This is a genomic window from Proteinivorax hydrogeniformans (assembly GCF_040515995.1).
Lineage (GTDB): Bacteria > Bacillota > Proteinivoracia > Proteinivoracales > Proteinivoracaceae > Proteinivorax > Proteinivorax hydrogeniformans.
Map to the genome: position 1 here is coordinate 1,011,793 of NZ_CP159485.1, position 20,171 is coordinate 1,031,963.

The window sequence follows — 20,171 nt, forward strand, 5'->3', positions numbered from 1 at the left end:
TAAAAGTAACAAAAGGAGGGGGAACCATGAAAGAAGTTAAAGTAAAAGAGTTAGAAAAATTTATGAGAGAATATGAGGGGGATGATTACAAACAAAAAATATTTCAAGGATTGATTAGAACTAGGAGTATATCAGGTATTAAAGGTTTAATAAATAGTATGTTAAAAGAAAAAGATTATAGTGAACTGGGGACAAAAGAAGTGGAAAATGTCATAAATGTATTCCGAAAAGAATTAGATAAACAGAGACAAGCAAAAGATAATGCCACTTCTGACGAGATGAAAAAACTAACGGCACTAACAAAAGAGAATAATACAGAAATTTTCAATCTTAAAAAAGAAATATCAGAGCTTAAAGAACTACTAGCTATGTTTATTAAATAAAAAAGGAGGCTAAGTTATGTTAAGTGCTAAATATAAGGCCCAGTTTCTAAGTAGGAACAATGATATCACCGACAGAAAATATATCTATTCGCATATTCAGGAAGTTGAAAACACACATGGCTGTTTTACTAAGTGGAATGATGATGCCTTAAGATATTATTTGCAAAGTTTTGAGGCCACTTCTCCAAATAGTTTGCATAAATATGTACAGTTTTTAAGGAATTTATATAATTATATAGCAGGTGAAGAGAACATTAAAATAGCTAAAACTTATTATATATCTCAAGAGGAGCTATTCAGTTTAATAGATAGGAGAAAACTAAATGAATCTATACTGAGTTTGGAACAGAATAGGTATATTAAAAATCAGTTGACAGTGACTAAAGATGGAATTGAAGGGAATGTTAGAGATAAATTAATATTTGAGCTTGCATGGGAAGGATTGAGTAATGAGGAAATTAAATTAATAAAAGAGTCGGATATTGAGTTTACCTTGACTGCCGAAGAGAAGGTTATTGTATTATTAAATTTAAAAAACCGAGTGCATAGAATAGAAGATGAAGAAGTTGTTGAAGACATAAAGAGATGTTTAAAAGAGACAGACTACTATTTAACATTAAAGAATGGTAGAATAAGAAGGATGAAATATAAGGAAAGTGAATATCTTATTAAACCTTTAAATGTAGGCCGGGGCAAGATAGAAGAATATCTAATTAATCCAAGTCATGCACTTATGACGGTCTTCAGACAGAATGCGATAATTTGTGAGGGTATTAATGTGGGCAGTTTAACTGTAGAAGAGATTAGAAGAAGTCGGATTATTTATCTATTAGAAAATAATTATAGCTTAGAAACAATAAATTTAATGTATAACGTGAGACACTCTAACAATCTCTACTGGCTAAGATCTATAGCCGATGAGAGAAAAAAATAGCTGCGCAGGTTTTTAATGGGGATAGAGGCCATTAAAAGCATTGAGGGATTTTGGGCAATAAAAATGGTTCCAATCATCAATTTTGATGATTGGAACCATTTTTTACTAAATAGAACCGCAGGAGTTTTTTGCTTACAATAAAGTTGAAAGTGGAAGGTAGAAGGTGGAAAGTGAGAAGCTGAAAGTGATGTTATCGATGGATGGGAGGCTCTTTTTGGTTATTATGGCTTGTATCTTACAGGGTTTTTCCAATATGGATACTTTTATGTACGGGCTTGGACCCAGCATGTAGCTAGTATCGTAATCTTTACCGTGGCTAAATAATGTCTTAGGTTCGCGGGTTTAATTATTAACCCCCGACCTCATATTACTAATTATCACTACTAAAGACAATTGGCCGCGAAAATGTATAAATTTGCTTATTCTGCCGGATCAAAGGGCATGCTTTAAATCCGCTTCTTCTGACCCGCCCCCTGTCAAGTAGACAATGGAAATAAAAGTTTTGCAAGGGAGCATCGCAGTGCTACAGCAGAAGTCATTATAGTTAAAAATAAAATTACTACTAGAAGTAGACTCGCTAGTAAAGTGGAATGTACAAAGCGAATTAAACAGGGCCTTTCCATAAGTAACAGCACTAGTTGAACGGGCTTGGACCCAGCATGTAGCTAGTATCGTAATCTTTACCGTGGCCAAATAATGTCTTAGGTTCGCAGGTTTAATTACTAACCTCCGACCTCATATTACTAATCACCTTTCCACTTATCAATATACATTTACTGTTTATACATAAAAAAACATTGAATATACATAAAAATATATTGATAATCAATAAAATATATGTATAATATATTTATAGAAAGATTTTCTAGTGGTTTTTGTTTTTTACTGTTTGGCCACAGTGTTTTTTAACAAAGTAAAGAATAAAGGAAAGGGGTTTGGGTTGATGAGCTTTTTTAACAGAGCTATGCTTTCGGTAGGTAGGAGAAAAAGTAAAAACTTAACTATGCTAGTTATCATGACTATTATTTTAAGCTTGGTTGTTGTAGGCATGAATATAATTTATGCCACTGAAAATGCCAGTGTATTAGCCAGGGAGACTTTAGGAAGTTATGCTACTTTGAGCTATGATTTTGAAGGTGCTGTGTTAGATGAAAAAAAAGATTTTGCTCCTCAAATTGTCGATGGAGAGGAGGCAGCGCTACTTGCAGAGCATGAAAATGTTCTTTATCATAACTCCATTGGATATGCTTATGGAGTTGGTGAGGGAATAGAGGTAGTGGGTGATTCATCAATTTTTAATAACGAGCTAGACTTTAGATCCAGTCAGTTAGCACCCCCTAATTTAGCGATGGTTGGTGTCGATAACACTGAGTTACTAAACTTTTTTGATGACAGTTATTTTCATATGAGCCAAGGGCGTCATCTAACTTTTGAAGACAAATACAGTCAAGTGGCTGTTATTGAACAAGAGCTAGCAAATAAGAATAACTTAACTGTGGGCGACACTATTGAGGTAAAAAGTGCTGATAATCAGCTAGTTTACGACTTAGAGATAGTGGGGATCTACCAGGCCCAACAAAATAGGCTGTCTAGTAGGCTAAATCAGTATGGTATACAGTTTTCACTTATTAGTCCTAGCAATCGGATATATGTACCTTATGATGTAGCGGTTAATTTGCGGCAAAATGAGGTAACAGCTGCTGGCATGAGCTTTACTTTGCCATCTTTGGGAACAGACAGGGTTGTATATTATATCGACGAACCGCAAAATGTCGATGTATTTATCGAGGACTCAAAACAATATCCATTTGATTGGCAGAACTTTAAGCTAGATGCAAATGAAAGAGCATATAGGTATATGGTGGAGCCAGCCGAGAGGGTAGCTTCGTTGGCGAAAAGGGTAATATTGATAACAGTTTTAGCGGGTATATGTATTTTATCGTTAGTACTTATGCTTTGGGTTAAAGAACGTAATTATGAAACTGGTGTTTTACTATCTCTAGGTGAGAGTAAGAAAAAAATCATTTATCAATATTTATTTGAAATGTTAGTTGTAGCAGTTGTTGCTATATTCATGGCGTTTATAGTAGGTGGTTTTGCTTCGCAACATTTAGGTAATCGGCTGATGGATAGGCAGTTTGACCCAGACGATGAAGTAGAGACTATTGGCCAAATGTTAGAAGAGCGAGTGATTACCAGAGTAAATAGGGCGCCAGGATCTAGCGCCGATGATATAAAGCCGATAGATCAGTTGCAGATAGGAACGACTTTTTTTGAAAAACTAAAAATCATGGTATTAAGTTTAGGCCTAATGACGTTAGCTGTTTTAGTTCCTATGAGTAATTTAATGAGATATAGTCCAAAGTCAATATTAAGTAGGGGTGATTAGTATATGTTGACAAACAAGGGTATAGCAGAGGAAAGCGTGTTGTCGTTTAGAAATGTAAGTTTTGGATATGAAGACAAGGGTGAAAAAGTGTTAGTGTTAAAAGACTTTAACATGGAATTTTATCCCGGAACATTTTACGCAATTTTGGGACCATCCGGGGCGGGTAAGACTACTATATTGTCTTTAGGTGGTGGCTTAGAAGATCCTGATAGAGGAGAAGTAGTTTATAGGGGAACAGATATAAAGAAAATTGGCACACAAAGTTATCGTAAAAATAACATGGCTATGGTGTTCCAAAACTTTAACCTGATTCACTATATGACTGCCATTGAAAATATTTATACCGCAATGGGGATAATGGGGCTACCAAAGAATGAAAAGCTTGCCCTAGATCTATTAAAAGAGGTTGGCCTAAATGAAAGTCAAGCTAATCGAAGGGTTTTAAAGCTTTCTGGAGGTCAACAACAACGGGTAGCTATTGCAAGAGCCTTAGTTGGGGAAAAAGATTTAGTTTTAGCAGATGAACCCACAGGTAATTTAGATAATAAAATAGCTCAAGAGGTATTGGAAGTTTTTAAAACACTGGCTAAAGATAAAGGAAAGTGTGTAATTGTTGTTACCCATGATGACAAAGTGGCTAAAGAAGCTGATATAGCATATCTTTTAGAAAATGGAAGACTACAACGAAAAAAATAGTGCACATTTATGAATAAAAACTTATCGATACTGCATAAAAATATATCGAAAAAACATAAAAACATATTGTAATTCGATAAGAAAAAGTGTATAATTTGACGTAGAAGGTACGTAAGAAGGGGGTATAATTTTGGAACATAAACTAGCTGCTAAAACCTTAAACTTCTTATTAAATATCTTATGGTTTATTGTCATTGCTAGTTTTGTGACGTCAGTGGGGTTTGGAATAGCCACCCTTAGTTTAACAATATCTCTCAAAGGTATAGTAGGCGTATTATTTTTTGTGATAGCCCATTTAATAATTCTAAAAATAATATGGGAGCTAAGGAAAATCATAAAGACGGTGTTAAAAAAAGAGCCGTTTACCGATCAAAACATAACAGGGTTTAAGAATATAGGTATCTTTGCAATATTTATGGCATTTTTGACACTGCTAAGGGATATCTTCAACATTTTTGTTGACTATCCTAAAATCAACCTTTTAGCATATTTAGGGGAAGGGTACCAAAGTAGGATGGGCATATTCATGTTTCTAATTTTGGGATGTATGGCTTTTGTGTTATCTGAGATTTTTTCCGTAGCTAAAAGCATAAAAGAAGAGAACGATCTCACAGTTTAGGGGGGAGTCCATGCCGATTATTGTTAATCTCGATGTAGTAATGGCAAAAAACAAGGTGTCTTTAACTAAATTAGCGGAGAAGGTTGATATAACTAATGCCAATTTATCAATTTTAAAAAATAACAGGGCAAAGGCTATCAGGTTCTCAACCTTAGCGGCAATTTGTAGAGAGTTAGATTGCCAACCTGGAGATTTGCTAGAGTATAAAAAGGAGGAATAAACGATGTTTTTTCCAATTGATACCACCATTATTTATTTAATTCCAGCGATTTTACTAACCATTATTGCACAAGGGAAGGTAAAGTCTGCGTATGCAAAATACTCCAAAATATTGACCAAAAATCGATACACCGGTTACCAGGTAGCTGACCAACTTTTAAAAGAGCAGGGGATTTACGATGTTGACGTTGAATTGACTTCAGGGCATTTGTCAGATCATTATGACCCACTTAAAAAAAAGGTGAGGCTATCAAGGGAGGTGTATAATGGAGCATCCATAGCATCAGTCAGTATCGCGGCGCACGAGGTTGGCCATGCAATTCAGCATGCCCAAGGATATTCGCAACTTAAGCTGAGAAATGCAATCTTTCCTATAGCCATGTTTGGGTCATCTATGGCATGGATTTTTATAGTTGCTGGATTATTTTTTGCAGAAACTGGCTATACCATGATGAATATAGGAATTATTTTATTTTCAGCTGCTGTTTTGTTTAAGGTGGTTACTCTGCCGGTGGAGTTTAATGCTAGTAGCAGGGCTGTAAAGCTTTTAGGTTCTTCAGGCATAATAGCTTCCGAGGAACGTCCGGGAGTTAAACAAATGTTAAATGCTGCCGCCTTAACCTATGTAGCTGCAATGGCCACAGCAGTAGCACAGCTAATTAGGCTTATTGCACTTAGAAATAGAAGACACCGTTAGATTTACTGGGTAAAAGACGAATTAATAGAAGGTTTGAGAAGATATGATTGAAATGTTCATAAAAGTAATGATAAAATTGAGGTGCGGGTAAAGCTTTAAAATTAAGGGTAAATTTTAAAGCATAGACAAATCAGGGGTAATTGTATGGGTAAAAGGGTATGACTTAGGAACGCGTGTTGTCTTATGGATAGCAGCGACGGATTAAAAGTTATTTAAATAGCTTTAAAATAAAATATGAAAAACACTTTCGTAAGTGTTTTTCATATTTTTTCATAAATCAAGCTTATTTTCTTTATTTATAGTAAGGAGAGGTTTTTACCAACATTAGGGGGTCTATCATAATGGTTTTTTTAAAAAGAAAGAGCGTAATTGTAGCTTTAGCTAGTTTTGTCCTTATTTCTATCTTATTACTTATTAGTTTGGGGAATAAAGACGATGACAAGGTCGTTAACGCAGGCGAAGTATCTAATATGCCGTTAGTTGAGGTTAAAGAGTTAGAGCCGATGGATTTGAAGGAGGTTTTTAATACCATAGGCTTTTTTGTGCCAGAAAACGACTGGAGGGTAACACCAGATACTGTTGGAACTGTTGAAAAAGTTTTGGTTACAGAAGGAGATATGGTAGAAAAAGATGAGCTTTTGTTCCAGCTAGAAAACTCTAGTCAAAAAGAAAGGGTGGAAGAAGCTAAGCAGGAATTAAGAGATGCTAGAAACAATCTTCAAGAGGCTAAAACAGAGGAAAACTGGTCGTTACAATCGGCAAGGGAAAGTTTAGATGAAGCTAAAGAGTACGAGGAGGAGCAAAAGCAAAAGTTAGAAGAAGCCAAAGAAGATTACAAAGAAGGTGAAATAGACAAAAGGGAGTTAGAAAGGGCTGAGGATCGCTACGACCTGGCGAAACGAAGGACAGAAAGAGCACAGGAGTTAGTTGATTCTATAGAAGAAGATGATAACAAAGATATACAGGAAGCGTTTTATGAGGAACAGGTTAAGTGGGCAGAGCGTCTTTTAGAAAGAGCGGAAAAGGAATACGAGAAAACTTATGTAAAAGCGCCTTCTGGAGGGGAAATCTTAAGTGTGCGCATTCAAAAAGGCGACACAGCAAACCCAATAACACCAGCTATAGTAATTGTCAGCCAGGGTAAAGTACATGTAAGCACATCTGTTTCAGAACAGTATGTAGTGAAGCTAGCAGAGGGTGATTCGGCAAAGGTTACAGTTCCTGCTATTTCTGATAAACAAGTCAGTGGGACTATTACAGAAGTTGGTGTCATGCCCGAGGATGGTGGGAGATTTTATCCTGTCAACATAATCCTAGATGAAAGCATAGATAATTTAAAGGTAGGCATGAATGCTCAAATCCAGCTAACTATAGCTAGCGAATCCGATGTACTGGCCGTGCCTAGGCATGCAATAGTTACAGACGATGATGAAGATATGGTTTATGTATTAGATGAAGATAACTTAGTTCATTTAAAGCCTGTAACTACAGGGATTTCTGAAAATGGTCTTGTGCATGTAGAAGGATTAAATGAAGGAGATAAGGTAGTGGTTGCAGGAATCTCTCGGCTAGAAGATGGCACAGAAGTAGAAGTTGTGAAGGAGGATAAATAAAATGAATTTGTCTTCCTTAGGGATAAAAAGACCCATTGCAATGCTAATGGTAGTGTCCATTATCTTGCTTTTAGGTGTTATATCTTTTACGATGATACCTGTTGATTTGTATCCAGAGATGGATCTTCCTGTTTTACTTGTAATGATGGATTATGACGGGGCAGGTCCCGAAGAAGTGGAAACGATGCTTACTCGGCCGATGGAGGAAGCTTTATCTACCCTTGACGGTTTAGATGAGATAAACTCCATCTCACAGCAAGGAAGAAGTATAATAATTCTAGATTTTAACTGGGGGACAGATATGAAATTTGCCTCCTTAGAAGCCCGTGAAACTGTAGATATGGTTTTAGGGCATCTTCCTGGCGACATATCTTCACCGATGGTTATGCAGCTAGACCCTGACATGATGCCAATCATACAACTGGGTATGGTTGGTGATTTAGATTATCAAGAGCTAACAGAGATGGCAAACGGTGAAGTCAAAACCCGTCTTGAGAGAATCGAAGGGGTAGCAATGGTTGATGTAGCTGGCGGAGAAGAAAGAGAAATAAGCATAGTGGTTGATCCTTACAAGCTTGATAAATACGGGCTATCTGTAGAAGAAGTGGCGATGTCTGTTCAAGCTTCAAATATTGACGTCTCAGGTGGAACTATAGTCGATGGAGAAAGGGAATATGTCCTGCAGGTTTTAGGACAATTTAATGAATTAAAAGACATCGAGTCAGTCTTTATTGGCTCTGATAAATCAGGGACGCCAATTGCTTTGGGAGATGTCGGTTATATCGAAGATAAAACGGTAGTGCAAAAGCCTATAACTACTATTAATGGTGAAGAAACTATATCTTTAGGTATAAGGAAGCAAAACGATGCGAACACGGTTGAAGTTGCAAGCTTAATACATGAGGAAATTGCAAAGTTAGAAGGAGAGCTTGCTGGTGACGTTAACTTTGAAGTTGTAATTGATCAAAGTATGTTCATTGAAGAAGCTATTGATAGCTTGATAGAAGCCGGTGTTGTTGGAGCTATACTGGCTATGATAGTTTTATGGATTTTTCTTGGCAACTTTAGGGCGACTGTTATAGTAGGCGTTGCTATACCTGTATCGGTAATTGGTACCTTTGCTCTTATATATTTGCGAGGTGATTCTCTAAACTTTATCACACTAGGTGGCCTTGCGTTGGGTATCGGTATGATGGTGGATAACGCTGTTGTAATTTTAGAAAATATATTCAGTAAAAGAGAAAAAGGCATAGAGCCTACGTTAGCGGCCCAAAAAGGAAGTAAAGAAGTAGCAGGGGCGATAACAGCATCAACCATTACAAGTGCTGTTGCCTTTTTACCAGTAATATTTGTGGATGGAATTGCAGGTATTATTTTCGCACCTTTAGCGTGGACAGTTACTTTTTCTTTATTTGTTTCCCTTTTAGTAGCTATATCTATTATGCCGGTGTTAACTGTTAAAGTTATACCAGAGGGTATGAATGTTAATGAAAAAAATAAGTTCTCTCAGAAAGTAGATAAAGCGCTGGAAAGGCTTAAATTGACGTATAAAAACTTGCTTAAAACATCTTTATCAAAAAGAAAAGCTGTTGTGGCGCTGTTTGTACTTTTTATGGTATTTAGTGTGTTTTTATATTCCTTTGTAGGATTTGAGTTTTTACCAGCGATGGATGCTGGTATCTTATCTATAACTTTTGAGTTTCCCGCGGGAACAACCTTTGATGAAATGGAAGATGAAGTTTATCGAGTGGAAAGTTATTTAGAGGAAATAGAAGAAATTGACCTAATCTCTACAGAGGTTGGATCTGGTGGAGCTTTTGATTTGTTTGGTGGCGCAGGAGGAAGAATAGATGTTAGTTTAGTAGATTTAAGGGACAGAAATCAATCGGTTTTTGAGGTGGCAGAAGAAGTAAGGGAAACTGTTCCTCCTAGACCGGGGGTAGATATGACAGTATCTGTTATGGACATGTCCGGCGGTGTCGGTGATGATGTAGAAATTATACTACGAGGAGATCAGCTGGAGATTTTAGAGGAACAAACTGAGTTGATTGGTAGAGCAATTGAGGGAGTAGATGGAATAAGAGAGGTGGAAACCTCCTTTGATGAAGAGTTACCTCAACTTAGCATAGAGATCGATCATAAGAGGGCGCAAAGTCATGGTCTGACAAGTTATCAGGTTGGGGAATTTATAAATTTCGCCATGACAGGTGAAACTGTAACAATTTTTAGAGAAGACGGTTATGAATATCAAGTGGGGATGGTGATGGATTATCATCACGATGTAGATATCCCTAACGTCCAAAATCTAAGCATTCCTAGCCCATTAGGCTACTCTGTTCCACTTAGGGAATTGGCAAACTTTGAAGTAACCACCGCCCCAAGAGCGATACAGAGGGAAAACGAGATAAGAGCTGGTTATGTAACCGCTCAGCTTTTAGATAGAGATTTATCGTCTGCCATGGAGGAGATACAAGAGGAAGTTGATAAGCTTGACATACCCGATGGTTATATCCTTGAATATGGCGGAGCATATGAAGAAATGGTCGATGCCTTTGATGGTTTGATACTGGCTTTAATACTGGGGATAGTGCTTGTATTTATGGTTATGGCAGCACAGTTTGAGTCATTGATTTACCCACTTATTATCATGTTTACCTTGCCTCAAACGTTCGTAGGTATCATAGCGGCGCTGCTTATTACAAATAGGAGCCTTAGTATAATAGCATTTATTGGTATTATTATGCTAGCTGGTATAGTTGTTAATAACGGCATTGTTATGGTTGATTATACAAACCAGTTATATCATGGAAAGAAGATGGAGCGTAAAAAAGCTCTGTTAGAAGCAGGGCAGTCAAGATTACGACCTATTTTAATGACCAGCTTAACCACCATATTAGGTATGCTTCCGATGGCGTTTTCTGTAGGAGAGGGAGCAGAGGTGCGAGCTCCACTAGCTACAGTTGTTATCGGTGGGTTAGCGGTATCGACTGTATTAACACTAGTTTTAATTCCGGTGATGTACAGCATTTTAGACGATTTTAAAATATGGATGGCTAAAAAGGCGTCAAACAAGAACAACAAAGCAACTAACTTATAAAAATACTAAATGGGTTATCTCAAAGTGGAGATAACCCATTTAGGTACTTAATAATTACTTTATTTACATAGCTAAAAACTTATGTTAATCGATTAGAGTTGTTATATTTGTTTTTGTTAATACTAAAAAAAGGAGCACCGTGGTTTACGATGCTCCTTTAATGGTATTTATCTACTCAGGCTGAATAAATTCTAATACTTCTTTGGGGTTAACTTGATATAACTCGCTTACTTCTTTTACTGCGATTTCAATGCAGATGCCTTCTTCTATCATTGTTAGAGCTTGTGATGCGGCACAAATTACTTTTCGTACTGAGTTTTCGTTTTTAACCATTAGTTATTACCCCCTGATTTACTGGCGCAAGAGTTTCTTATAATACTACTTTAGGTATCATTGTAACATATTACCTTAAAAAAATTAAGCGTTTTTGTCTTACTGTGTCGAAGTGGCACGTTTAGGAGCATTAAGGCCCACTACTTACTGAAGTTTAACCTTATTTATAAAGGATATAGAGAGCGCTTTGTCGAAAGGAAATTTATACGAGGTTGGAAAGTTTGTGAGGTGTGGATATGCTAACTATTAAGTGTGCCAAATGCAAAACAAAACTTTATAAATATCATAAGATTGGCAAGGGGAAATTACTTAAAAGCCACAAAACTAGAATCAAAAAGATTTATAACCTGAAAAAGGAAGACCGTCAATACAAGTGTAGCTGTGGGAATGCTGTGGGAACAGATGAAGGAGAATTTATAAAAATGTCAAACCAAGCCTTTACATACACCGGGACAAAAGAAAGCTAGAAAGGATGTAATTTAATATGACGAACGTTGCAATCGTAGATGGATACCTCGATGAACCATCTTGTTTGGGGGTTCCTCCATATATAGCTCCTCATGTTCGATATACATATGGTGGATACATGCAAGCGGGAATTAAAAAAGATAAAATACACTATTTTACCATCGATCAGCTTCGGGAGGATGATGACATCGTCCAAAAGCTTAAGACTATGGATATGGTCACCATTATCTCTGGTACAACTGTACCTGGTAAATATCTAGGTGGAAAACCTATAGCTTTAAAGGAGATTGACTATTACGCCGGCGTTGTTAAAGGAAAAGTAGTTCTAAGTGGGCCTATAGTAAATGTCGATATTAATTTTGAGCAGGTTGACCACGTTGCCTGGGAAATACCAGGTGCTTTAGAATATAAATTATTAACTGATATAGATATAACAGAAAAAGAAACACCCCAAGAAATTATAGATACTTGGGCAAAAGTCGGTGCAGAGGTGACAAGGCTGCATCCTAACTTTCCGGAGCTTGTTTGCGAAATAGAAACGTTCCGAGGTTGCCCCAGGCAGAGTCACTGTTCTTTTTGTAGCGAACGACTAAAAAAGGTTACATATCAACGAAGTGTTAAAGGGATAATTGAGGAGGTTAAAAGGCTTTATAGTCAGGGGAACAGAAACTTTAGGCTAGGAGCTCAAACAGATCTTTTGCTTTTTGGTGCTAAGCAGGAAAAAAACAGCTTAATTCCAAACCCTGAGATTATCGAAGAACTTTATAAAGGAATAAGAGAGGTAGCACCTGATTTAAAGGTGTTACACATGGACAATATAAACCCTGCTACTATAGCTGACTACCCCACTCATTCCAAACAAGCTTTAGAGGCCATAGCAAAGTATAATACGCCGGGAGATACAGCGGCCTTTGGTCTAGAATCTGCTGATGAAAAAGTTCTTAAAGCTAACAACATTGGAACCGATGTGGAAAAAACTTTTAAAGCTATAAAAATAATGAATGAGGTGTGTGCTTTTAGAGAAGGGGGAATACCAAAGCTACTTCCAGGTATTAATCTTCTTCATGGACTTTCAGGTGAGTCTAAGCAGACTATGGCCAAAAACTATGATTTTTTAAGTCGAATTTATGAAGAAAATTTGATGGTTAGAAGAATAAATATTCGCCAGGTTAACCCCTTGAGAGTATATAAAAGTAGCAAGGTTAATGCGTACAAGTTTAAGCAGTATAAAGAGAAGATAAACGAAACGATAAATAAACCAATGCTTAAGCGAGTTTTTCCAACAGGCACTTTAATGAAAGACGTTATTATTGAAAAGGTACAAGGAAAGCTAGGGTTTGGACGACAGTTAGGAACATACCCTATTTTAGTAGGTGTATACGGAGATTTTGCAATAGGTGATAAAGTAGATGTAAAAATTGTGGACTACGGTCATCGTTCGCTGACAGGTGTACTTACAGGACTTAAAATCACAGATGCCTCTATCGACCAGTTACAGTCCCTGCCTGGCATTGGCAAAACTAGGGCTACAAAAATTTTTATAAACAAACATGAGATAAACGGTGAAAGTGATTTAAAGCGGATATTGCCAGACTATGATGCTAAAAACATTAGAGGTTTGATTGCTTATTAAGGTGCAAAAAAAATGATTAAGAATATAAATGTTTTCAATAGCAAAATATAATAATATCCTGGTTTATTTAAGGAGGTAATTTAAGGTGAAAGGGAAAAAAGGAGATAGACTGCGTAGACCTATCGAAAACCAACAGAATGCTCCATTAAATAACAGGGAAAGAATAAAAGCCCATTCTAGAGTTCATCTACCAAACGAAACAGAAGTAAAAAATGCGAAAGAATGGGTGGATAGTAACGAGAAATAGCCAAATGGCATCCTTTTTTGGGATGCCATTTGTTGATATATTCTTATCTGTAAAAAAGTTTTTATTTGCCAACTAGCTTTAAAAGCGTGTATAATACCTTTTATAGGTAATTTATTTTGGCGTTAGTAATAAACTTTAGAAGTTAGTGTTAGATAACGTTTTTAAAAGGAGTGAGGGTAACTTTGGAAAGCGCGGAAAAGGTTTATAAAAATCGGCACAAAAAGTATTTTAAGCTTTATAAAAATCAGAAGAAAAAAAGTTCTTTTTTTAGCAACTTGAGGTTGTTATCAGCTTTGCTAGCTGTGTTTGGGTTTATTTCACCGCTTTTTTTCCCCCAGATTGCTGGACTTGAAAACTTTATAGGACTTGCATTTGTTATTTTATTTATAGTTTTTATTGTAATTCACGGGCGGGTTAAGGAGAAAGAAAAGTATTTAGAAGTTATAGCTAATCTGAACAACCAAGGACTAGAAAGGCTTAAAGGCAACTGGAGAAGCTTTGAAGACCAAGGGGATGATTATGTTGATGAACATCATTTTTTTACATATGATTTAGATATATTTGGTAAGAACTCATTGTATCAGTGGATAAATACAACCACAACATTCCTTGGAAGAGAAAAGTTTGCCAAGGTCTTAAAAAATCCACCTCAGGATATAGAATTGATAAAAATGAGGCAGGATGCAATAAAAGAGTTAGCTGAGAACATAGATTTTAGGCAAAACCTGCAAGGTTATGGATTGCTTTCTAAAGAAACCTTAATAGATCCAAAAGGTTTGATAGAATGGACAAAAGAAAAGACAGCGAGCACTTTTATATACTCGTTGTTACAGTTTTTCCCGATATTGACTTTGGCGGCCGCTTATATCTCCTATTCCACCAATGTTCTTGCGCCATTTGCTATAGCTGCTATACTTCAAACTTTGATAGCTATTCTTATCTTTTCAAATGCGGGAAGTCAACTTCAGAGATTAGGAAGATATAAAGATCAAATAGCTGCTAATGCATATTTGTTAGAGATGATAGAAAGCTATGAGTTTAAGTCTCCCCTTTTATCTAATCTTCAAAACAGGATGGCTCGTCAAGGAAAAGCCAGCGACAAACTTAGACGGTTAGAAAAAGTAATGTCGCTGCTTTCAGTTAGATTTCAACAGTGGTATTTTCTTTTTAACATACTAACTTTATGGGATACTCATTGTATATTGGGGCTTAATAATTGGAAAGATAAACACGGCGTTAAAGTGGACGTTTATTTAGAGGTTATTGCAAGCTTTGATGAGCTAAGCTCCTTTGCTGTACTGAACTTTGAAAATAGTGATTGGGTAACTCCCCAGCTGACAAAAAAACCACAAGTTAAAGGGCAAAATGTCGGGCACCCACTAATAGACAGAAACGAAAGAGTGGGCAATGATATTTTTATAGGGCCTAAATCTCCGATACTTATGATAACAGGTTCTAATATGTCAGGAAAGAGTACATACCTTAGAACTGTAGGCTTTAACTCTTTGTTAGCTTATTGCGGTGCCAATGTATGCGCTAAAGATTTTAGGATTTCACCGATGAAAATTTCAACATCTATGAGAGTGCAAGATGATATAAATAGTAATGTATCCTCCTTCTATGCCGAGCTTAAAAGGGTAAGAACTATCCTTCAACAAGCTAAAGAGGGGAATAAGGTGTTGTTTTTGTTAGATGAAATATTTAAAGGCACAAACTCAAAGGATCGTCATGCAGGAGCAAAAGCTTTGATTAAAGAGCTTTACACTTATGAGGCCATGGGGCTAGTATCCACTCATGATCTGGAGCTAGCTGAGCTAGAAAATGAAATTGCTTTAAAAAATTATCACTTTACGGAGCACTATGTCAATGAAGATATTAGATTTGACTATAAACTTAGAAGTGGTGTATCTCAGACATTTAATGCAAAGTACTTAATGAAAAAAATGGGTATAAATGTGTAAAAAAGGCTGTCTCTGTAGGAAAATATTCCTACTATGAGACAGCTTCTTTTTATTTGAGCAATGAGCCTTTAATAGTTTGTTTCCAATTATCTCTTAGAAATGTATGAATTTAGAATATTTGTGCTAAAAATGTGAAAAGTATATGATAAGAGTTTTACGAAAATAAAGTCTGGAGTGTGAAAAAGATGGGTAAATCAAATCGTGGTAGAGGCATCATAGATAAGCCTAATAGAGGAAGGGGTACCTGCCCTGTGTGTGAGACCACAGGGATTAAGTTGCTTTATGATAATGAATTAAACAAAGAGCCGGTAAAGGTTTGCAAAAGGTGTCGAAACAAATAGCAAAAAAGGTTGTCAAAATGACAACCTTTTTTGTTATAGGAAATTTAATATTTGTTAACAAAAAAATAAATTAAATAATTTATAATTAAAATAAAAAGGAATTGATTAGCAAATGATTATAAAAAGACTGGGGAGAAACGTATGTCTAGCTTTGGTGCTTGCATTATCTATATTTATTAATTTTGGCTGTGCTTCAAATGAACAAGGGTTTGATGAAGATTTTAGTCGATACTATGTTGGAGATCCATTATATGTACAATTTCCCTTTAAAGCAGGTGGTACGTACTATATCAGCCAAGGAGGACATCATCAGTCGCAAAACTACCACTACTGGAATGAAAGGTATAGAGATTTGGGTATTTACTCTTCTATGCGCTATGCTGTTGATATTCATATGATCGGCGAAGCTGGTATAGATAGGGATGTGAGTAATCCAAGTACGCTAGAAGATTTTACAATGTTTGGTGTTACAATATATAGCCCTGTTGATGGAGTAGTAGCTTATGTTGAGGATGGCAATCAAGACATGCCACCTGGTCAACGGGATGATGAAAACCATATGGGTAATTACTTAGTAATTGAAGCTAAAGGTGTGATGGTAACAATGCTCCACTTAAAAGAAGGAAGCATTCAGGTAAATGAAGGGCAACAAATTAAACAGGGTCAGCCGATAGCTAAGGTTGGCAAATCAGGTATGTCCACAGTTCCCCATTTGCATATTCAAGCGACAAAAGAAGACGTATGGTATAAAGAACCAGTGCCGATGCTTTTTGACGGTGAATTTTTAATTAGAGGGGATAAGATAAAGATTGACTGCAGTTATAAGGACTTAGAAGGATAAAAAAAGGTTTTCTCAGATATCGAGAAAACCTTTTTTAATGCTTTATGCTCATAATTTTTCTGCCACGGATTAGTCTAGATAGTGAAGAAACTAAAATGATGCCACTTGCAATGGTTATAGCTATAAATAACGTCTCGCTACCAGTAGCTGCAGCTTGTTCAAAGTCTTGGTCTGCTATAGCTAGTGCGGTATAATACATTCCTGAGCCTGGTACTAGGGGGATAATTCCCGGAATGATAAATATAGTTACCAAATCCTTAATCTTTACTGATAGAATTTCTCCCCATAATCCTACTATAGATGAAGCTATAAAGACTGCAGTAACCGGTGAATCAAGATAGCTATTAAATGAAACATAAGTAATCCATCCGATAGCTCCACCAAAAGAAGATAGAAGAAGATATTTTTTCGGCACATTAAAAACTATGCAGTACCCTAATGTTGCCAACAAAGCAAAGAAAAAGTTTTCCAAAATCATTTTTAATCACCTCTTAAAGAATTGGAGTTAGAATTTGCAGGCCTACACCCACTCCAGTTGCTATAGCAACCGCAATTAAGAGGGCTTCAGCAGCTCGAGCTGTGCCACTCATAAGATCTCCGGAGATAGAATCTCGGATAGCGTTGGTAATTGCAACGCCTGGAACTAAGGTCATAATAGAACCGATAATTGTTTTATCGATGCTATTGCCCATACCAAGCCAAGCTAGTGCAACAGCCATAAAAGCTGCTACAAAACCTCCAGCGATATTTGTCAGGAAAAATGAAAACCCATTTTTCCCTAGAGGTTGTACAGTAGCCTGCACTGCCAAAGAGGTGATAAATGCTGGCATAAAATCTTTTATTGATCCTCCTAAAAGCATAGTAAATGATGCAGCTAATAGCCCGGCGGCAAAAGCTTTGAGAAAACGGCTATAGCCAGCTTTTCTATCTATTGCTTTTAGCCTGCCCATGGCCTCATCCATAGATATTTTGCCAGCTACCATTTCCCGAGAAAAGCTATTAACCTCTGAAACAGCAGTAAGGTTAATCTTCCGGTTTCGTATCCGTTTAACTATTGAGTACGGGTTTTGGTCCTGAGGGCTATCTGAGGATAGAAAGATACCTGTAGGAGTTACAAAACTTTCCGCGTGCTTAACACCTAGTGACCGTAATATGTAGCACATGGTTTCTTCAACTCGATAGGTTTCTCCACCATTTTTCAGCATGATTTCTCCAGCATATAACGCTATTACTATAGCTTTTTTGGGGGCTTTTTTATTATCCATATCTGACTACCTCTTACTATTATTTGATTGTGTTATTATAACATTATTTAATACAAATTCAAATAGGTGCAAACTTAAATAGCGAGGTTGAGTAATAAATTAAATTACTATACAATGGATGATAATTATAGATAATGAGGGGATAAAAATGTCGATGAGTATAAATGAAATTTTAAAGGTTATCCAAAGTTATAAAGAAGATGGTAGAGAAATATATGTAGTGGGTGGTTTTGTAAGAGATAATCTTTTGGGAAAATCAACTAAAGACATTGATATTGTATGTAGAAATAGCAAAAGCTTAGCTGAAAAAATAGCGCAGCGATTAGGTGGCAGTTTTATTCCACTAGATAGAAAAAACGGAATTTATAGAGTGGCTCTTAAAGACAATAAGTTTATGCTAGATGTAGGATGTTTTACAGATGATATTAAATCCGATTTACTAAAAAGAGATTTTACCGTAAACGCCATGGCTGTTAGCTTAGAAGACTACTTGGCGTATGGTATCACCGAATCGACGGTTATCGATGTAGCAGGGGGCATGCAAGATTTACATAAAAGACTAATTGTGCCGATAAGCGAAGAAAACATTGATGCTGACCCCCTAAGAATGCTTAGAGCAATAAGAATTGCAATGACTAAAGAGTTTTCTTTAAGCAGCAATGTTCAAATAAAGATTAAAAAAGATAATCATCTACTTATAAACTGTAGCAAAGAAAGAATAGCTGACGAGCTTTGGCAGATTTTAAGCTGTGTCAGTGCCGAGAAAAGCTTTGTCTTGCTAGATGATTTAAAAGTTTTGGGTACTTTATTTCCAAAAATGAAAGAGCTAAAAGCAACAAATCAAAACTTTTACCATGTAGAAAATGTTTTTAAGCATAGTTTAAGAGTGTTAAAACATTTAAACGACATTGTACATAATCACCAGTTTCCTGACGAAATACAAACAGAGGTTTTAGGTTATTTATATGAAGATTTTAAGCGAGGATACCCGCGCTATACCACCTTAAAGCTTGCGGCGTTTTTACATGATATAGGAAAGCCTAAGTGTATGAAAGTAAATGAAGATGGTAGAATAACATTTCACAACCATCACAAGGTCGGTGCAGAGTTAGTAGGAGATTATCTAAAAAATCTCACAATCAGCAATGACGAAAAGTACTTGCTAAAAACAATGATAAACTATCATATGTATCCGTTAAATTTTTATAACAATGGTAAAGTCAGTGCAAAAGCAATGCGAAGGTTTGTCTATAAGACAGGTGGCGATGCTTTAGGTGTTTTGTTATTGGCGCTTGCTGATGGCAATGCAACTAATGCAGCTAAGGGAAAAAACAGTTTTGAAAACCAAAAATTTATATATGAACTGTTACGTAAAGCTGTTCAATTAGAAAAAGAGCTTAAAAAACTACCTAAGCTGCTTTCAGGGGCTGAGGTAATGGAGATAATGGGGATCCCTCAATCAGAGCTAGTTGGAGAGGTGCTGCAAAAAATAAAACTTCAGCAGGTGGAAGGAACAATCAAAAACAAGCCGCAAGCTATTGCGGCGGTTAGGAATATGAAAAAAAAGAGGCAATAAGGGGTCATTTGGATCTTAGAATAGGCAGAATGCTACACCCTAGTCCGCCGCTTACTTTTGCTACTTCTTCGTAGTTTATATGAATGACCTTAAATCCATTTTGATTTAAGGTGTTGGCTAGTTGCTGATTGCTACAAAGGAGTGTTTTGTTTCCTAGGTTTATTATATTTGGTCCTAGGGTGGTTTTGTCAAAAGGGGTTTTAATGACTTTGGGGAAAAACTTTGATATTTCATCGGCGTTAAATAACCCGTCGGTGATTAAACAAGTATCTTTATCTAAAATATTAAAGGCGCAGTCTAGATGAATTAACGATAAGTCAAAATAAGCTTTGATTACCCGATAGTTTGAGCCTGTATAGTTTAGCTGCTGACTGATTTCTTGAGCGGCGTTTTCAGTAGTTCTTTCGCCGATACCGATTATTACCTTGTCCTCGTGAACAAAAACATCTCCACCTTCCACAAATTCCTGCATCTTATAAGATTTTAGGTTGTGTTGATTTACAAAGTCAATTAAGCTTTCAGTTTCCTGTTGTCTATTGTCCTCCGACATTTTGGAGATGAATATAGTATCATTTAAAATAAAGCCAACATCTCGGGTGTAAATTTGGGTGGGGCTGTTAGTCTGATCTAAAAAACGAACTTCAACACCGAAATCCAGCAAAGTATTAACCAATAAGTTATACTGATTACAGGCAAGAGTTTTGTTAAACTGGTATTTTTCTTGACTCTCAACGGTAACAGCGATGTCACTAGGGAAAGCCATTAAAGCAAACCGCAAAGAATCGTAACAATTAGAGATAGAAATCTGCATGGTGTTTCCTCCCTTATAAGTTTAAAGGTGATTGCAATTGATGATTGT

At 36.4% G+C, this 20,171-nt stretch carries 20 protein-coding genes; 16 read left to right on the forward strand and 4 right to left on the reverse strand.

The genetic code is table 11. From position 1 onward, the window contains the following. Window positions 1-26: 26 nt before the first annotated feature. The 9 genes from PRVXH_RS04765 (at window position 27) to PRVXH_RS04805 (ending at window position 10,647) form a co-directional block, all read left to right on the forward strand. The gene (locus PRVXH_RS04765) at window positions 27-383 is read left to right on the forward strand and encodes a hypothetical protein (RefSeq protein ID WP_353894169.1); all 357 of its coding nucleotides are present in this window, start codon (window positions 27-29) and stop codon (window positions 381-383) included. Window positions 384-399: 16 nt separating this feature from the next. Next, window positions 400-1,317: a hypothetical protein gene (locus PRVXH_RS04770; RefSeq protein WP_353894170.1), complete on the forward strand. Its 918-nt coding sequence runs from the start codon at window positions 400-402 to the stop codon at window positions 1,315-1,317. Between the two features lie 943 nt (window positions 1,318-2,260). Next, on the forward strand, window positions 2,261-3,706 hold the full coding sequence (locus PRVXH_RS04775) for an ABC transporter permease (RefSeq protein WP_353894171.1): 1,446 nt from the start codon (window positions 2,261-2,263) through the stop codon (window positions 3,704-3,706). Between the two features lie 3 nt (window positions 3,707-3,709). Then, window positions 3,710-4,402 carry an ABC transporter ATP-binding protein gene (locus PRVXH_RS04780; RefSeq protein ID WP_353894172.1) on the forward strand — a complete coding sequence of 231 codons (693 nt, stop codon included), beginning with the start codon at window positions 3,710-3,712 and terminating at the stop codon, window positions 4,400-4,402. Between the two features lie 130 nt (window positions 4,403-4,532). Beyond that, window positions 4,533-5,021: a DUF2975 domain-containing protein gene (locus tag PRVXH_RS04785; RefSeq protein ID WP_353894173.1), complete on the forward strand. Its 489-nt coding sequence runs from the start codon at window positions 4,533-4,535 to the stop codon at window positions 5,019-5,021. 10 nt (window positions 5,022-5,031) lie between these two features. Next, window positions 5,032-5,241, forward strand: a complete 210-nt coding sequence (locus PRVXH_RS04790) for a helix-turn-helix transcriptional regulator (RefSeq protein ID WP_353894174.1) — start codon at window positions 5,032-5,034, stop codon at window positions 5,239-5,241. A gap of 3 nt (window positions 5,242-5,244) precedes the next feature. Continuing rightward, window positions 5,245-5,937: a zinc metallopeptidase gene (locus PRVXH_RS04795; protein WP_353894175.1), complete on the forward strand. Its 693-nt coding sequence runs from the start codon at window positions 5,245-5,247 to the stop codon at window positions 5,935-5,937. A gap of 341 nt (window positions 5,938-6,278) precedes the next feature. After that, a complete protein-coding gene (locus tag PRVXH_RS04800; protein WP_353894176.1) occupies window positions 6,279-7,550 on the forward strand; it encodes an efflux RND transporter periplasmic adaptor subunit in 1,272 nt (423 codons plus the stop codon). Between the two features lies 1 nt (window position 7,551). After that, the gene (locus PRVXH_RS04805) at window positions 7,552-10,647 is read left to right on the forward strand and encodes an efflux RND transporter permease subunit (RefSeq protein WP_353894177.1); all 3,096 of its coding nucleotides are present in this window, start codon (window positions 7,552-7,554) and stop codon (window positions 10,645-10,647) included. 171 nt (window positions 10,648-10,818) lie between these two features. Here PRVXH_RS04805 and PRVXH_RS04810 read toward each other — a convergent pair whose 3' ends face one another. Continuing rightward, window positions 10,819-10,980 carry a hypothetical protein gene (locus tag PRVXH_RS04810; protein WP_353894178.1) on the reverse strand — a complete coding sequence of 54 codons (162 nt, stop codon included), beginning with the start codon at window positions 10,978-10,980 and terminating at the stop codon, window positions 10,819-10,821. 236 nt (window positions 10,981-11,216) lie between these two features. Here PRVXH_RS04810 and PRVXH_RS04815 point away from each other — a divergent pair, with 236 nt between their 5' ends. From PRVXH_RS04815 to PRVXH_RS04840, 6 genes are all read left to right on the forward strand, one after another. Further along, window positions 11,217-11,447, forward strand: coding sequence for a hypothetical protein (locus PRVXH_RS04815; protein WP_353894179.1), 231 nt, complete (start codon window positions 11,217-11,219; stop codon window positions 11,445-11,447). A 17-nt stretch (window positions 11,448-11,464) separates the two neighbouring features. Next, entirely contained in the window at window positions 11,465-13,081 is a 1,617-nt protein-coding gene (locus PRVXH_RS04820; RefSeq protein ID WP_353894180.1) for a radical SAM protein, read from the forward strand. 85 nt (window positions 13,082-13,166) lie between these two features. Next, window positions 13,167-13,328, forward strand: a complete 162-nt coding sequence (locus PRVXH_RS04825) for a DUF3787 domain-containing protein (RefSeq protein WP_353894181.1) — start codon at window positions 13,167-13,169, stop codon at window positions 13,326-13,328. A 182-nt stretch (window positions 13,329-13,510) separates the two neighbouring features. Continuing rightward, the gene (locus tag PRVXH_RS04830; protein WP_353894182.1) at window positions 13,511-15,289 is read left to right on the forward strand and encodes a DNA mismatch repair protein MutS; all 1,779 of its coding nucleotides are present in this window, start codon (window positions 13,511-13,513) and stop codon (window positions 15,287-15,289) included. 185 nt (window positions 15,290-15,474) lie between these two features. Then, entirely contained in the window at window positions 15,475-15,630 is a 156-nt protein-coding gene (locus PRVXH_RS04835) for a hypothetical protein (protein ID WP_353894183.1), read from the forward strand. 112 nt (window positions 15,631-15,742) lie between these two features. Beyond that, the gene (locus tag PRVXH_RS04840) at window positions 15,743-16,471 is read left to right on the forward strand and encodes a M23 family metallopeptidase (RefSeq protein WP_353894184.1); all 729 of its coding nucleotides are present in this window, start codon (window positions 15,743-15,745) and stop codon (window positions 16,469-16,471) included. Window positions 16,472-16,505: 34 nt separating this feature from the next. On the opposite strand, the gene PRVXH_RS04845 is transcribed toward PRVXH_RS04840, so the two are convergent. Continuing rightward, window positions 16,506-16,949, reverse strand: coding sequence for a threonine/serine exporter family protein (locus tag PRVXH_RS04845; protein ID WP_353894185.1), 444 nt, complete (start codon window positions 16,947-16,949; stop codon window positions 16,506-16,508). 13 nt (window positions 16,950-16,962) lie between these two features. Beyond that, window positions 16,963-17,736 carry a threonine/serine exporter family protein gene (locus tag PRVXH_RS04850; protein WP_353894186.1) on the reverse strand — a complete coding sequence of 258 codons (774 nt, stop codon included), beginning with the start codon at window positions 17,734-17,736 and terminating at the stop codon, window positions 16,963-16,965. A gap of 148 nt (window positions 17,737-17,884) precedes the next feature. Between PRVXH_RS04850 and PRVXH_RS04855 the strand changes: the two genes are divergently transcribed. Next, entirely contained in the window at window positions 17,885-19,312 is a 1,428-nt protein-coding gene (locus PRVXH_RS04855) for an HD domain-containing protein (protein ID WP_353894187.1), read from the forward strand. Between the two features lie 4 nt (window positions 19,313-19,316). Here PRVXH_RS04855 and PRVXH_RS04860 read toward each other — a convergent pair whose 3' ends face one another. After that, the gene (locus PRVXH_RS04860) at window positions 19,317-20,123 is read right to left on the reverse strand and encodes an arginine deiminase family protein (RefSeq protein ID WP_353894188.1); all 807 of its coding nucleotides are present in this window, start codon (window positions 20,121-20,123) and stop codon (window positions 19,317-19,319) included. Between the last annotated feature and the right edge of the window lie 48 nt (window positions 20,124-20,171).